At 44.9% G+C, this 15518-nt stretch carries 14 protein-coding genes; 5 read left to right on the top strand and 9 right to left on the bottom strand.

The window, feature by feature from the left end:
- Nucleotides 1-34: 34 nt before the first annotated feature.
- Genes EJ063_RS01050 through EJ063_RS01060 form a run of 3 tightly spaced genes read right to left on the bottom strand, consistent with a single transcriptional unit; the run spans nt 35 to nt 1228 of the window.
- Complete coding sequence (locus EJ063_RS01050) at nt 35-346, bottom strand: GIY-YIG nuclease family protein (RefSeq protein WP_126572154.1); 312 nt, start codon at nt 344-346, stop codon at nt 35-37.
- Complete coding sequence (locus EJ063_RS01055; protein ID WP_126572155.1) at nt 346-999, bottom strand: YceH family protein; 654 nt, start codon at nt 997-999, stop codon at nt 346-348. The genes EJ063_RS01050 and EJ063_RS01055 overlap by 1 nt, the downstream gene beginning before the upstream one ends.
- Before the next feature lie 37 nt (nt 1000-1036).
- Nucleotides 1037-1228, bottom strand: coding sequence for a hypothetical protein (locus tag EJ063_RS01060; RefSeq protein WP_126572156.1), 192 nt, complete (start codon nt 1226-1228; stop codon nt 1037-1039).
- 187 nt (nt 1229-1415) lie between these two features.
- Here EJ063_RS01060 and EJ063_RS01065 point away from each other — a divergent pair, with 187 nt between their 5' ends.
- On the top strand, nt 1416-1733 hold the full coding sequence (locus tag EJ063_RS01065) for a DUF496 family protein (protein WP_126572157.1): 318 nt from the start codon (nt 1416-1418) through the stop codon (nt 1731-1733).
- Between the two features lie 50 nt (nt 1734-1783).
- Here EJ063_RS01065 and EJ063_RS01070 read toward each other — a convergent pair whose 3' ends face one another.
- Nucleotides 1784-4834 carry an efflux RND transporter permease subunit gene (locus EJ063_RS01070; RefSeq protein WP_126572158.1) on the bottom strand — a complete coding sequence of 1017 codons (3051 nt, stop codon included), beginning with the start codon at nt 4832-4834 and terminating at the stop codon, nt 1784-1786.
- An 11-nt stretch (nt 4835-4845) separates the two neighbouring features.
- On the bottom strand, nt 4846-5886 hold the full coding sequence (locus tag EJ063_RS01075; RefSeq protein ID WP_126572159.1) for an efflux RND transporter periplasmic adaptor subunit: 1041 nt from the start codon (nt 5884-5886) through the stop codon (nt 4846-4848).
- A gap of 297 nt (nt 5887-6183) precedes the next feature.
- Here EJ063_RS01075 and EJ063_RS01080 point away from each other — a divergent pair, with 297 nt between their 5' ends.
- Complete coding sequence (locus EJ063_RS01080) at nt 6184-6393, top strand: hypothetical protein (RefSeq protein ID WP_126572160.1); 210 nt, start codon at nt 6184-6186, stop codon at nt 6391-6393.
- A gap of 15 nt (nt 6394-6408) precedes the next feature.
- Here the strand turns inward: EJ063_RS01080 and EJ063_RS01085 are convergent, their stop codons facing one another.
- Nucleotides 6409-7056: an HAD-IA family hydrolase gene (locus EJ063_RS01085; RefSeq protein ID WP_126572161.1), complete on the bottom strand. Its 648-nt coding sequence runs from the start codon at nt 7054-7056 to the stop codon at nt 6409-6411.
- Between the two features lie 132 nt (nt 7057-7188).
- Nucleotides 7189-7686 (bottom strand): flavodoxin, encoded by a 498-nt coding sequence (locus EJ063_RS01090; protein ID WP_126572162.1) that lies wholly within the window; start codon nt 7684-7686, stop codon nt 7189-7191.
- A 166-nt stretch (nt 7687-7852) separates the two neighbouring features.
- On the opposite strand from EJ063_RS01090, the gene EJ063_RS01095 reads away from it, so the two are divergent.
- Nucleotides 7853-8323, top strand: a complete 471-nt coding sequence (locus EJ063_RS01095) for a CreA family protein (RefSeq protein WP_126572163.1) — start codon at nt 7853-7855, stop codon at nt 8321-8323.
- A gap of 112 nt (nt 8324-8435) precedes the next feature.
- Entirely contained in the window at nt 8436-9740 is a 1305-nt protein-coding gene (locus tag EJ063_RS01100) for an inosine/guanosine kinase (protein ID WP_126572164.1), read from the top strand.
- A gap of 44 nt (nt 9741-9784) precedes the next feature.
- On the opposite strand, the gene EJ063_RS01105 is transcribed toward EJ063_RS01100, so the two are convergent.
- Entirely contained in the window at nt 9785-10387 is a 603-nt protein-coding gene (locus tag EJ063_RS01105; protein ID WP_126572165.1) for a beta-phosphoglucomutase family hydrolase, read from the bottom strand.
- A gap of 131 nt (nt 10388-10518) precedes the next feature.
- Here EJ063_RS01105 and EJ063_RS01110 point away from each other — a divergent pair, with 131 nt between their 5' ends.
- Nucleotides 10519-12279: a methyl-accepting chemotaxis protein gene (locus tag EJ063_RS01110; protein WP_126572166.1), complete on the top strand. Its 1761-nt coding sequence runs from the start codon at nt 10519-10521 to the stop codon at nt 12277-12279.
- Nucleotides 12280-12362: 83 nt separating this feature from the next.
- On the opposite strand, the gene EJ063_RS01115 is transcribed toward EJ063_RS01110, so the two are convergent.
- Complete coding sequence (locus EJ063_RS01115; protein WP_126572167.1) at nt 12363-15515, bottom strand: efflux RND transporter permease subunit; 3153 nt, start codon at nt 15513-15515, stop codon at nt 12363-12365.
- Nucleotides 15516-15518 lie beyond the last annotated feature (3 nt).

Raw genomic sequence — 15518 nt, forward strand, 5'->3', positions numbered from 1 at the left:
AAGGTTAATACATATTTCAAAAGCTGGTGGTTAATTATTCGATATTAGTTAAATCTATGGATTGAGCCAAGGAGGCTACGCCACCAATAAGACGCTCTTTTTGTGCCTTTTTGAGTTGCTTAACCTGATATTCAATTTTCGAGGCAGTGCTACGAGAATGGCCCGCACCATGGCTCCAGACTAAGGTCAAAGGGGCTTTACCTCGTAAGGCCTTTGCCCCTTTCCCGGTTGAATGCTGATTAAAGCGGCGCTCTACGTCGGTTGTAATTCCGCAGTAAAGCGCGTTATTTGGCATTCTAATCAAATAGACGAACCAATCCGTTTTTGGTGACGGATTCTTTTCCATTAGTGTTGTAATTGTTCAACCATTGAACGTAGTTCAGCAAGTTCAGCTTTTAGTTCTTCAACTTCTTGCTCTAACTGTGCAATGCGATCCGTTCCAGCAGAAGTTACGGGCGTTGATGCAGTCGCTAACGCTTCAATGTCGACTTCACCACTGAATAGGTGCATGTATCGTGATTCTCGCTTGCCCGCTTCTCTCGGCAATTTGACGACCAGCGCACCTTCTTCGCGTGAAGCCATTTTGTCCAAGACCATCTCCACCTCTTTTACATCCGTAAAATCCGCGAGACGGTTGGTTCGAGTTCTTAGCTCACCCGGCGTTTGTGCGCCACGAAGCAACATACAACAAACGATGCCTTTTTCTTGCTTAGTTAGCTTAAGGTCACCGAACTCAGTATTACAAAAACGGTGCTGAAATTTGTTTGCTCGGCTATTGAAGCCACTTTCATCACTAACCAAACGGCGAGAGATAAGCGCATCAACCGCCTGTTGAACATCAGAATCCGTCAATGCCATTACCGGCTCACGATTACTCTTTTGGTTACATGCTGTCGTTAAGCTATTTAACGTCAGTGGGTAGTAATCTGGCGTAGTTACTTCTTTTTCAATTAAGCAGCCAATCACTCGCGCTTCAACAGGGGTTAGCTCAATGTTCATACCGTTTCCTCATCTTTTTATTGTTTTAGTCAGGCAATTAATGCTCAGCCAAAATTGTAATTCGTTTTACGTTACCGTGCTCATCCACAACTGCGATCTTTGCACGGTTAAGCTCGACTTCGGTTATTTCTTGATGTGTTCGCTCTTTCTTGTACGCGTTGACCAGTTTACTTGCTGGGTGCTCTTTCACTTCAGGAGAGCGAGGAAAAATGATTGTTGATTCACGCATGAGTCGCGCTTCAAATTAACTAACATGGCTCAAATCATATATGGTTACTGATGTGTGCTCAATTGCCGATTGAGAGATCGGTGATAAAAGCGTCAACGCGTTGTAATGATTGATCTAAAGACTGTTATAACACTAGATGTTGTGATTTAATCATCGGTAGTTAATCAAAAGTTAGGGAAAGAGACCTATGAGTGGTGTATTTGAGATCGTTGCAGAAGCACGCCGTAAGAACAAACTAAAGCGTGAACTTATCGACAACGAAAAGAAAGTTCGGGATAACCGCAAACGTGTTGACCTTCTAGACAACCTACTAGACTACATTAATTCAGACATGAGCACTGACGAAATCGTTGGCATCATCAAGAACATGAAAGCGGACTACGAAGACCGTGTTGATGATCACATCATCAAAAGCGCAGAAATCTCGAAAGAGCGCCGTGATATCAGCCGCCGCATCCGTGAACTAACGGAAGAAGACAAAGTTATTCAAGGTAAGAAGAAGTAATTCTTATCTAAAATAAGAAAAGCCTGCGATGTTCGCAGGCTTTTTTTTGTTTACGCTGGTTGAGCGACTGGTTGTTTGTCTCTAAAGAACAAACTGTATAACACCGGCACCACACCCAATGTCAGCACGGTTCCAACGGCCATACCAAAGATCATCACGATCGCCATCGAGTACCAGAACTCCCCTCCTGAAATCGCCAATGGGATCAAGCCAAGAATGGTCGTTAGGGTTGTCATCACAATCGGCCTAAAGCGAGCCACACACGCTTCAATAACAGATTCTTTTACTCCTAACCCGCTCTCTCTTTGCTGTTCAATACAGTCAATCAATACGATACCGTTATTAATAATGATGCCCGCTAAACTGAAAATGCCAAGCATTGCTGGGAATGTGAAGTAGGCATCCATTATCAATAGACCAAACGACGCACCAATCAATGACAGAGGAATCGTCATTAGGATGATTGCAGGTCTTCTCAACGAGTTAAACTGAAGAAGAAGTAGCAATACCATCACCGCAAAGCACTGTGGCAGGTAGCCAAATAAAGCCCCGTTAGCTTTACTCGCACCTTTTAGCTCACCGCCAAGTAAAATTTTGTAACCCGGCGGAAGATCTAACTCTGATAATGTTGGCTGAACGAGCTTGTTCAGTTCACTCGCTTGTAACTCACTATGTTTCACACTGATGGTAATCGTACGCTCAAGATTAAAGCGGCGAATGACTGACGGCTCACTGTGGGCTTCAATCTTAGCGAATTGAATCAGTGGCAACGCAGAGCCTGTCGCACTTGAAACGATCTGCGCAGAAAACAGCTCTTCAATCTTCTTATCTGAGTCACTACCACTCACCACAACCGGAATAACATCAGAGTCGTCACGATAACTGGTGATCTGCGTACCTCTCAAGTAGCTGTCTAAGCTCTGTGCAATATCACGACTCGACACACCCGCTCGTAGCGCCGCAGCTTGATCAATGTTAACAACCAGTTTAGGAACATTGTTTTCCCAATCATTACGAACACCAACAGCCCCCGGCACCTTACGTAGTTGCTGCTCTATTTTCACCGCGATATTTTGTAGCGTCTCAATGTCTTCGCCCACAACCTGATATTCAACCAAACCAAGTTCAGTACCACCAAGCCACATCTGTTTCGCCTGCCCGCTAGCTTCTGGCATATTGCTCACAAAAAATGCGTTTGTTCGCTCAACCATGGTCAACGCGCTGTCTGCATCTTTGGTATTTACAACAATAAATGCTCGGTTTGGTTGGCGGTCAATCGGTGATAATGCAAGGAAGAATCGTGGTCCACCGTCGCCAACGTAAGCGACCGTGCTCATGACATCAGGGTTTTGTGACTTATCCATCAGCCAGCTATTGAGTCGACCGGTAACTCGCTCAGTCTCAGACACTTTGGTGCCAGCAGGAAGATCAACAAACACCAAGTACTGATTTCGTTCTGAACCAGGCATAAACTGCACGGTTACAAACTTGAACCCATAAATCGCCAGCGCAAACACCAGCAGAATCGAAACGATGAAACTGATTCTAAAACTCAGTACGGTTGAGATTATCTTACGATAAACGTTTTTTACGCGTTCATTGGCCGCACTTTGTTTCGGTTTCTCATCACTCATAAACCAAACACACATTACTGGTGTCGCGAACAAGCATAAGAACCAAGAGCACAGTAGTGCGATCGTAATGACTTGAGATAGAGAGCGCAGGTATTCGCCCGTTACATCCTGCGCGAGCAACAACGGCATAAAGGCAAGGATGGTGGTTAGCGATGACGTCAGTAGCGGTAGCGCCATCGTTTTTGAAGCACCGATTGCCGCTTCTTTTCGCTCTACCCCTTCAGAGATCTGGGTTTTAATGTATTCAGCAATCACAATGCCGTTATCGACCAGAAGCCCCAATGAAATGATGATGGCCGCGATCGACATTCGCTGCAGTTCAACACCCCACAGACTCATACCAATCACGCTCATAAGGATGGTCAATGGAACGATGCTACCCACAATCAGGCCCATTCTCATACCCAAGAAGACCATCACGACCGCAAGCACAACAGCAATGGTTTGCAAAAGGTTGTTCGTGGCAGAGGAAACCGCAACGTCCACTTTTTCTGGTTGGAATGTGGCAAGTTCGAGTTCAACGCCTACAGGTAAACGAAGTCGTTCCTCTGTTAGAAATGATTGAATGTCGGCACCGAATTGATCACTCTGAGCGCCACCGACCATTGCAGCTGCAATGATGATTGAACGCTGATTATTAAAGTAAACCGGTGTATTGAACGGCTCTTCATAGCCTCGATACACGTGTGCTAAGTCACGTAAGAAAACCGTGTTATCAAGTTCGCGAACATACAGATCAAGGTTGAGAATATCTTCGACGGATTGGAAGTTACCCGTCGGTTCTATCTCAACTTCTAACGTGCCAGTTTCAATCACACCACCTGGCAGCACGACATTACGAGCCTGAAGCGTTTGTACTACCTGCTTAAACTGAAACTTCTCATTTTCAATTGCATCTGGCTTAGCTTTAATCCAGATACGCTCTTCATTGACGCCATAAAGTTCAACTTGAGACACAGTCGGTGTACTGTTGAGCCGATCTTGTATCTTTTCAGCAATCTTATTCAGTTCACCTTGCGAGTAACCGTCGCCATAAAGCGCCATTGTCGCCGAATAAACCTGACCAAACTCATCATTAACAAACGGGCCTTGTGTCCCATCAGGTAACTCAGATTTCATCGCTTCCATTCGGTTGCGCAGGTTGTCCCAAATCGGTTGTAAATCAAAATACTGATCATCAACGGTGACATTGATTTGTGTAACCCCAGTACGTGAGAAAGACTTTATATCCGTCACTTCTGGAATCTGCTTGATCTCGCGCTCAAGAGGTTTCGTGATAAAATTTTCGATACGCTCGGGTGACATCCCAGGAAACTGAGCCACCACAATGGCATTTCGTATCAAAATTTCTGGGTCTTCTTTGCTTGGTGCTCCGACAAAAGTCTTATAGCCAATAAAAAGCAGCATCACCAAAAAGACTTGAGTAAAGCGGTGATAATTGAGCGCTAACTGGGTCAATTTATGCATGATAAGGCTCCCTACACACCATTCCAAAGTGTCACTTTCTGACCTTCAAATAGGTAAGGAATACCTGCTACCACGACCTTCTCACCTTCTTTGAGGTTGCTCAGTACGACGACCTCACTGTTGATATTGCGTCGCACTTGTACATAGCGTTTTTCTAGCACTAACTCTTCGCTGACGACAAAAATTGCAGCGTTCTCTTTTTCATTACGAGCTTTACTGTCACTGAAATTAAACGCCGTCAATGGCAATAGAACCACCTCTTCGTGTGTTTTTCCAATCGTAAAGTTAACATTCGCACCCATACCATTGCGCAGTAGATCACCGGTATTTTCGAGCATCAGGCTCACGCTGTAGGCATTCCCTTTCTCAACCACAGCGCCAATCTCACTGACAATGCCCGTAAGAGGAAGATCATTAAGCGCAGGGATCGATACGCTAAGTTGCTCACCGAACTTCACCTCTTGGATAAGCGACTCAGGCACAAGGAAATCAACTTGATATGCGTTTGAGTTAATCAGTTCGGTCACTGAAGTACCGGAACTGATCTTGGTAAATTCATCGAGAAAGACCGCACTAATTTGACCAGAGAAAGGCGCATAAAGGCTGGTGCGAGCTAAGCTAAGTGCCGCATTATCAACATCAGTCAACGCAACATTCACTTGTTGTGCCTTAGCATCGAGATCAGCCTTGATAGTCAGCAATTCAGAGTCTGAAACAAATCCCCTTTCCTTCAGCTTATTAGCACGTTCAAATTGGTCTTTTGCTTGAAAATGCGCCGCATTGGCTGAGCCGAGTGCAGCGTTCGCTTTGTCCAGTGCGAGTTTGAATTCTTCTTTGTCTAGCTCTGCAATCAGGTCGCCTTGCTTGACTCTTTGGCCCTTTTTGACGTGGATAACTTCAATCGTACCGCCAACTTTAAAGCTCAGAGGGGATGTTGTGGCACTTTTGACTTCGCCACCAAACTTACGATTTTGCTGATGATTTTGATACTCAGCAGAGATGAACTTGACACTTCTAACTGGCTGCTCCACCTCTTGCTCGTTTGGTTTCATACGGTCACCGCATGCACTGAGTAAAGTAAGAAGTGGAATTAATAGGAAACGTTTCACAGGATCAAACCTCTATATGGAATGACGTACCATCATATATGAAATGGCATTCCATTAGAAGTTTCTTATGGAATAATCTATGAACTGCTTCCCAAACTTTTGGTAATTTCAACCACGAGGGAGTCTAGAGTGCGGATTAGACTAAAATAGAATTGTAAATAGCCAAATATGCTATTAACCTGAAACACATAATAAAAAGACAGTACAACTAATCTTATTTTTGCTGCTAGGAGAAACCCTATGACAACCGATACAAAGCAAGATGATGTGCTTTGCTGCCCCCTGTGCGGTAGTGAAGAATATTTATTGGCCGCAAGTGATAAGATGCTCTGCGCAGAGTGTGGCTCTTTTTTTGAAGATGTTAGCCAAATAACGCCAACACAACCTGCTCTTCCCCATGTTTCAGTGAGTCTTCAGCAGGCGGCATTTCGAGCGTTGCCTGCTCATTAACTTATGAACCCGCTTTTAAAAAACGGTTTCTAACTCTCTTAAGCTACGAATCTTGGGTAAATCCAACTCGTGGCTTTTGTCGTTTAACCCAACCAAGTGAATGGTTTTGACACCAGCTCTGACCCCAGCTTCCAACCCTTTTGGGGTATCGTCGACATAGACACAGTCTTCTAAGCGAAAGCCCATGTTCATCGCACTATAAAGAATGAGGTCAGGCTCTGGCTTCCAGCTGTTGGTATCAAATGCAGAGAATATTTTACCGTTAAAGAAAGGTAACAAACCGGTCAATTCGAGGCTTTTCTGAATTTTGTCACTCGGCCCATTCGAAGCCACACAATATTCGATACCTGCTCGCTTTAAAAAGTCGAGAGTTTCGAACACACCGTCCATTGGCTCTAATTGCTCTTCGAATAATTGGTCTAAATGTTGACGGTAGATCGGCTCTAGCTTGTCGAGAGAAACATTCACGCCTAGCCGTTTCTTTGTTGCACTCAGAATGTCAGCGAGCTTACCACCTTCAAAATGACTGGCCGCTTCTTCCACCGTAAGCTTCGCGCCAAACTGATGGAAAGTGTCGCACAGTGCTTGGCAGCATAAACGCTCACTATCAACCAACGTTCCATCGCAATCAAATATGACACATTGAGCTTTTGTCTGAACCATTCACATTACCCTCTTATTTTTCTTTGAGAAATAATAGGTAATACGGAGACAATTAAAATGACGGGCTTAACACTTTGTCTGATTCTGACGAAGCCATGATCAGATTTATCGTGTGAATCACTCTTTTCTTGCTTATTTTTCAATAAACAGTTCAAGTTCCTGCTTAACGTTAGGCATTAACTTCGCTACTAAACTGTCAACGAATAATGCTTGATTCGTACTTTCTTTACAGACAACGTCAGAAATTAACGCGGTCGAGTCAACTTGAGTAACGATCGCGGCGGCGACTGCTTCGCCCTCTTTAAAGCCCAAATAAAGTGAACAAGGCTCTGAATAGATAATTTGGGTTAAGAATTCAACGATCATCTCTTGATCTTGCGGCTTTGACCATCGATTGGCTTGGAGCAACGCAAACATAACGGTTAATCGATGAAAATCGACGAGGAATAACTCATCAGGAGAAAAAGCGGTTTCGTGAGCCTCACTAGGCTGGTAAAGCTGGTACTGGCATTCTGCAGCCGCTTGCTTATAGAGCTCTAAGCCAACGAGACTTTCTTTGGTAGGAAACTGAACATCAACTTGCTGGTAAAGCCAAGCGTTTTTTAATTCGGCAATCTTCGGGTGCGACATAGCTTAGCTTATACCTATATTGTGCTCTAACTAAAAAGAAAGCTTACTCGATAACACATTGAGGTCACAAGTCTTTTAACCACTTATTCGGCAACTAGACTGGAAAGCTGATATGCTTAGGCTGTTTTAATGGTTTACAAATTGTTTCACTAAGGGACTCAGTACAATGATCAAGAAAATAGCAACGATTGGCTTAATGACTCTAAGTCTTACTGCGTGTGACAGCGGTGAAGTGGGTGATGTCAGTTTGGGTCTGTTCACCATGAAAGACATCAAACTTAACCACATGCAAGATCCTGTTGTCACTGGCGTTACCTGTCATGTTGCGTCTATTGAAGCAGACTTTAGCTTAGCCGATCCTAGTGATAGCTCTATCTCATGCCGTCAAACGGGTGAAATCACTCCGGAAATGATCGCGAACATTGATAAGTCAAACGATGGCGAGGTGGTCTTTAAGAAATCAAAGAGCATCTTTTTCAAGAGCATGAAGATTCGCCGTATTATTGACGTTGAAAACCAAACGTTAATGTACTTGTCTTACTCGACTAAAGAGACCTCTGGTAGCTTTAAGCACAGCCTTTCAACTGTTCCACTTTGGGGTACAAAAGCTTACGGTGCTTACCAAGGCGATAAATAGGTCATTTAAGGGGCAATCAGTAATGCTTGCCCCGTTTTTATGTAATAAATATGAAAGCAATCTTACAACTATGTGATATTATGCGGCCAAAATTCCCAACCCAACTTTTAACATGAAGTTTCCCGGACAGCGCAAATCTAAGCACTATTTTCCAACTCACGCTCGTGATCCACTCATCAACCAGATGAAACAAACGCCAAAGCTATACCGACCTATCGTGGTTGGTGTTGGTCAAACAATTGTTGATATTGAAGCTCGTGTTGATGATGAGTTTCTAACAAAATACGGTTTGAGTAAGGGACACTCTCTAGTTTTAGAAGAAAGCCAGGCGGATGCACTTTACGACGAACTCGTTGCACGCGAATTGATCACTCATCAATACCCTGGTGATACGATCGGCAACACGCTGCACAATTATTCTGTTTTAGCAGACAGTAAATCTGTGCTGCTAGGCGTTATGTCGCGTAATATCGAAGTGGGCTCATTCGCCTACCGCTACCTATGCCGCACCTCTTCTCGCATGAACCTGAATCACCTACAAATGGTCGAAGGCTCTATTGGTCGCTGTTACACATTGATCTCAGAAAATGGTGAACGTACGTTCGCGATCAATGAAGGTCACATGAATAAACTGCGCCCAGATAGCATCCCAGAAGAGGTCTTTGATAAAGCATCGGCACTCATTGTTTCTTCTTACCTAATGCGTGGTAAACCAGAAGATCCAATGCCACAAGCAGTTGCTCGTGCGATTGAAATTGCAAAAACGAAGAACGTACCTGTCGTGCTTACCCTTGGGACTAAATGGGTTATCGAAGGTAACGCAGAATGGTGGCAAGAATACATTAAAGAGAACATCTCTATCGTTGCAATGAACGAAGAAGAAGGTGAAGCTCTGACGGGTGAAAAAGATCCGTTGCTTGCTGCTGACAAAGCGCTTGAATGGGTAGACGTGGTACTTTGTACGGCTGGTCCAGTGGGTCTGTATATGGCTGGTTACACGGATGAATCAGTGAAACGTGAAACTGAATTACCACTTCTTCCGGGTAACATCCCTGAATTCAATAAGTACGAATTTAGCCGTGCTATGCGTCGTTCAGACTGTAAAACTCCAGTGAAAGTGTATTCTCACATCGGTCCGTACTTAGGTGGTCCGCTAGAGATTAAGAACACCAACGGTGCAGGTGATGCCGCTCTTTCAGCACTGCTTCATGATATGGCGGCAAACAGCCACCACTTAATGAATGTGCCGAATTCATCTAAGCATGACAACCCTTACCTAACTTACTCATCGCTTTCACAAATTTGTAAGTATGCGAACCGAGTAAGCTACGAAGTGCTAACACAGCATTCTCCACGTCTTGGCCGAGCACTGCCAGAACGTGAAGACAGCTTAGAAGAAGCGTACTGGGATCGATAATCTAGCCCAATTAAAAAGAGCCGCCATTTTTTGCGGCTCTTTTACTATCTGACACATGGATAAAACACTAAGTTCCCTTTTTCCACCATCACACAATCCATTTCAGCGGCGTGCGCAGCCTGCATCCCCAATTTCGTATCTTCAAATACAACGCATTGGTCTGGTTTCAAGCCAACCTGATCTGCCGCTTGCAAGAAAGTCTCTGGATGAGGTTTGTGGTTAGTCACATCTGTTGCCGTAACAATAGCGTCTAACTTTTCAATCAACCCAGCCTTTGTCAGTAGCCTAATCGCACTGTCTCGTTGACTTCCCGTACCTACGGCCAGTTTCTTTTTGCTGTAGTAGTGCTCCAACACATTAACACTGCAAGGGATCACTTCACCATGTTGCTCTATCGCAGCAAACGTTGCCATTTTGAATCGAGATACTTCGTAAGGATCAAGTGATAAACCATATTTGGCATTCACTTCAGCTGCAATTTTGTAGCTCGGCATTCCACCCAAGCTATGTAGCCAATCATTTGAAAATGGAAACTCAAAATGAGCAGCGGTTTGGTGCCAGGCTTCTAAGTGCGCTGGCATGGTATCAATCAATGTGCCGTCCATATCAAAGATAAGGCCTTGATAATCGTCTAACAACTCGAACATTTTCAACTCTTTTTAATCTTTTATTCAATTACTTATCGTGGCGATTCAAGATATTGATATATCTGCCGATAGCAACTAACATCTTTATAAATAAAAAGTAAATCATTTACCAAACGGACTAAGGTAATCTTATGAATATTAAGAATAAACTGTATTCATTAGGTGTTGTAGCCATTTTAGGGGTTGTTACTGTTCTTTTTTCAACCACTCATTTTGCCCAGACTACCTCGCAACTCAATCAAGCCAGTTTATTGGTTGCTAAACTCGAAATTCGCCTCTTAAACCTCCGCAGAAACGAGAAGGACTTCTTGTTACGTAAAGACATGAAGTATCTCGATAAATTTAACAAAAATATGGACACGTTTTTGAGCCTAGAGTCTGAATTAGCGGGAATACTTAACGCTAACGACCTTCCCTCTAGCCAGCAGCTCAAGCAAGATATTCTCAAATATCAAGACGGCTTCAATGCTCTAGTCAATGCCTTTGAACAGCGCGGATTGAAGCCAGAGGACAAGCTCTACGGACAATACTTTACTCAACTTGCGAGTATTAAAGCGTCGCTTAGTAGCGACCAACTTGTGGATTTGTTCAAGTTCAATGAACTGGTTTTAAAGGGAGAATTTAACGGCGACTTGCTTCCAAGTAACGCATCATCCCTTGTAAGTGCCGCCAACACGCTGATTGAGCAAAGCAAGAAGATCGGTCTGAAATATAACCAAGGGCTTCTAGGTGATACTCGCGGCCTATCCCACAATGTAGAAAAGCAGTTTAAATCTTTTTCTGCTGCACTCGCACAGCAAACTGAAGCGACTCGTAGTCAGTTGGCAACATTGAAGCTAGTTGTGACTACGTTAGTTGTGTTGCTGATCTTTGGTTTTATTTTCCAAATCTCGCGTTCAATTAACCTACAGGTTTCTTCACTGCTTCACGCAATTCAAAAAATCGCTGAAACCAATAATGTTTCTCTTCGCGCAAAACTCACCAACAATGATGAGCTGTCTGAAATCGGTAGCTACTTTGACCGACTATTAGACAAGTTCGAGTCGCTAATTGCCGGTTCACAAGCTAAGTCAGCCACCCTGTCAAACAGCACCGGCAACATGCACAGTGAACTTCAAAACGTGATGGAACAATTTCATGTTCAAGCCAATCACACCAGTATGATGGCCACCTCTGTGCAAGAAATGGTTTCAACTATCAATGAGATCTCTGAAAGCACTTCTGTCGCCGTCGAAGGCGTACAGCAAGCTTCAGTCAATGCACAAACCGGTCGAAAAGTGGTCGAAACCACTGTGAATAATATTGACCAACTTTCTTCTATTTTGGGCAATAGCCAAGAGTCTATTAATTCACTCAACAATCACGTCGATAAGATTGGTGATGCCGTCAACATCATTCAAGAAATCGCCGAGCAAACTAACCTTCTCGCACTGAACGCCGCTATTGAGGCTGCACGTGCGGGTGAACAAGGCCGAGGTTTCGCTGTGGTTGCCGATGAAGTTCGTGCGCTAGCTAGCCGTACACATCAATCAACGGAAGAAATCACTAAGGTTGTGACGGCGATCCAAAGCCAAATGTCGCAAGTGGTGACAGATATTGATCAATGTAATGAACAAGGCGGTCAAACCCTTGAAGCATCGAAGACTCTCGACAGCAGCTTAACGCAAATCATTGATGATATGACCAACATTCAGGCAAATTCAGAACGTATAGCGTCAGCCATCGAAGAGCAAGGCATCGTGATGAATCAAGTCAGTGAGTCTATTACTGAACTTAACTCGATATCAGAAGGTAACATGAACTCAGCGCAGCAATGTTTGATTGAGGTCGACGGCATCGCAACACAAGCGGGCGAAATGGATAAAGCGGTTGCTGAGTTTAAGACTTCGTAATTCCGCAGCTATCTGACACCAATAAGAAAAAATCCCCCCAGCATTCACTGAGGGGATTTTTTATTTACCTTAGCGATCCAAAATTACTCATCATCGATCGGAACCAGTTTAGTGTTGCCTCCGTAAATCTTCTCTCGTCTTCTTTGCACCATCGCATAGAAACCTGGGATCAAGAACGTACCGGCAAGAAGCACGCACAGTAATCCACCAATCAGTGAAATACCTAACGAGTTTTGACTCACGTGACCGGCGCCTGAAGCAAAGATCAATGGGAAGATACCTAAGATGAACGACCAAGATGTCATGTTCACTGCGCGGAAACGTAACTTACCGCCCTTCACCGCCGCTTGGTCAATTGGAACATCTTTCTCTTCTCTTTCTAACTTAGCAAACTCAACGATTAAGATTGCGTTCTTTGCCGCTAAGGCTATGAGCAGAACTAAGCCTATCTGGGCATAGAGGTTGAGCGGTGTACCCGTTAGATTCAGTGCCAAGAAAGAACCTAAGGTCGCTACTGGCACCACAAGAATGATGGCCAATGGAATCGACCAACTCTCATATTGTGCCACCATGAACAGATAGATAAAGATCAACGCGAGAGCAAAAGCAAAAATTGCCTGATTACCCGCTAACACCTCTTGGTAAGCCATACCTGTCCATTCATATTGATAGCCTTGAGGTAAGATTTCTTCTGCGACACGTTCCATTGCAGCAATCGCATCACCACTTGAGTACCCCGGAGCTGGCTGACCTTGGATGATAGCACTACGGTACATATTGTAGCGCCATGCCACATCCGGTTCGAAGATTTGCTCGTAGCTCACTAGAGTGCTGAGTGGAATCATCTCACCACTGGCCGACCTTACGTGGAAGCGTTCTAAATCTTCCATTGTCTGACGATGTTGGCCGTCTGCCTGCATGGTCACGCGGAAGTTTTTGCCAAACATCGTGAAGTCATTGACGTACAGCGAGCCTAAGTTACCCTGTAGCGTTTGGAACACGTTCGACAAGGGAACACCAAGCTGCTGGGTCTTTTCTCGGTCAATATCAACATAGTAATGCGGAACGTTGGCTCGGAAAGTACTGAACGTAAAACCAATTTCAGGTTGTTTGTTCGCTTCTTCAATCACCTGCCCCATCACCATCGCCAGATCAGTTCGGCTTCGCCCTAGCGTATCTTCAAGAACAAACTCAAAACCTGATGCCGCGCCCATACCCGGTACCGCTGGCGGCCCCATGGCAAAGACGATCGCTTCTGGCATCGCCATTGCCGCTTTACCATTGATGCGCTGAGCGATCGCATTAGCCGAATGCTCACCGTCTAGGCCGTTACGCGTATCCCAGTCATGCAGTTTAATAAACAGTGACGCACCATTCGACGCGGCAGCGCCGGTCATAAATGCGAAGCCATTCGCAACCGTCACGCCATCAACACCCGGCTCTTGTTCAACGATGTTCATCAACTTTTCAGACACCGCTTCAGTGCGCGATAGCGATGCAGAATCTGGAAGTTGCACGTTAACGAGTAAGATGCCTTTGTCTTCTTGAGGTACGAATGCTGTCGACGTTGTTTTGGCAAAGAAACTCACCGCCGCAACCGCAACAACAAAGAAGGTGATCAGTAACAGCGCCTTTTTCACCAGGAAGCCCGCCACTTGGCCGTAACGCTTGGTAACTCGCTCTAGCCCAGCGTTAAAGGCCTTAAACCAACGAGCCGTATTACCACCGCCCTGTTTCAGTACCAGTGAACACAACGCAGGTGAAAGCGTTAGCGCGTTAATGGAAGAGATCACAACCGAGATACAGATCGTTAATGCAAACTGTCTATACATGATGCCAGTAATTCCCGGAAGCATCGCAACTGGCAAGAACACGGCTAATAGAACTAACGTCGAGGTTACGATCGGTCCAGTCACCTCTTTCATCGCGATCAAGGTCGCTTTACGTGGGCTAAGCGTTGGGTCTTGCGCCATAGTAGTGTCGACATTTTCGATAACAAGGATCGCGTCATCGACCACGATACCAATAGCGAGAATCAAGCCGAACAAGGTCACGGTATTAATGGTAAAGCCCGTCGCCTGCATGATTGCAAAAGTGCCAATCAGAGAAACAGGGATTGCAACCACAGGAATTAAGGTGGCTCGTGCACTGCCTAAAAACAGATAGGTCACCGCAATAACCAGTAATATCGCTTCCACCAGCGTCTTAACGACGCCTTTAATCGATTCCGCAACAAAGACTGTTGTGTCATAACTGGTTTCATACGCCATCCCTTCAGGGAAGTTCGTACTTAAGTTGTCGAGCAGTTCCATCACCGCTTGGCCGCTTTCTAATGCATTGGCGTCAGACTGAAGTGAGAGCGCTACGATTGAAGCATCTTGTCCACGGAATTTACCGCTACCGTCATAGAACTTCTTGCCGAGCTCTACGCGGGCAACATCTTTTAGATAGACGCTAGAGCCATCACGATTTGCACGAAGCACAACATTCTCAAACTCATCAACGCTTTCCAAACGACCTTTGGTCACAAGGTTGAACTGGACTTCTTGCGCCGTGCTATACGGTGCAGCACCCACTCGTCCTGCGGCAACTTGTACGTTTTGCTCGGCAAGTGCTGAGTAAACGTCACTGGTCGTTAGGTTTAAGTTCGCCATCTTCTCTGGGTCAAGCCAAACACGCATTGCATATTCGCCGCCACCGATCACGTTCACTTCACTGATACCCTTGACTCGAGCCAGTTGATCTTTCACGTTTAGGTTGATGTAGTTAATCAAGAACTGATCATCATACTTACCGTCTGGTGAAAAGAAGTTTAGAACCATAAGTAGATCGGGTGAGCGTTTTTTCACCGTCACGCCAACCATACGAACTTCTTGAGGAAGCTTGGATTCTATTTGCGATACTCGGTTCTGAACGTTAACTTGAGCCATATCTGGGTCAGTGCCAACATCGAACGTCACGTTCAAGCTGTATGAACCATCATTGGCACTTTTTGAAGACATGTAGATCATGTCTTCTACACCATTCACTGAGGTTTCGATGGGATCAGCAATGGCCTGCTCGACGACTTCGGCACTTGCCCCCGTGTAGTAGGCATTAACGCTCACAGAAGGTGGGCTAATTTTAGGATATTCAGCCACTGGCAAGAGGGTTAATGAAATCGCCCCAGCAAGGGTAAGAATAATTGAGATAACCAGTGCGAATTTTGGGCGCTGTATAAAAAAACGACTTAACATGAC

This window comes from Vibrio aquaticus (assembly GCF_003970385.1).
GTDB classification, from domain to species: Bacteria; Pseudomonadota; Gammaproteobacteria; order Enterobacterales; family Vibrionaceae; genus Vibrio; species Vibrio aquaticus.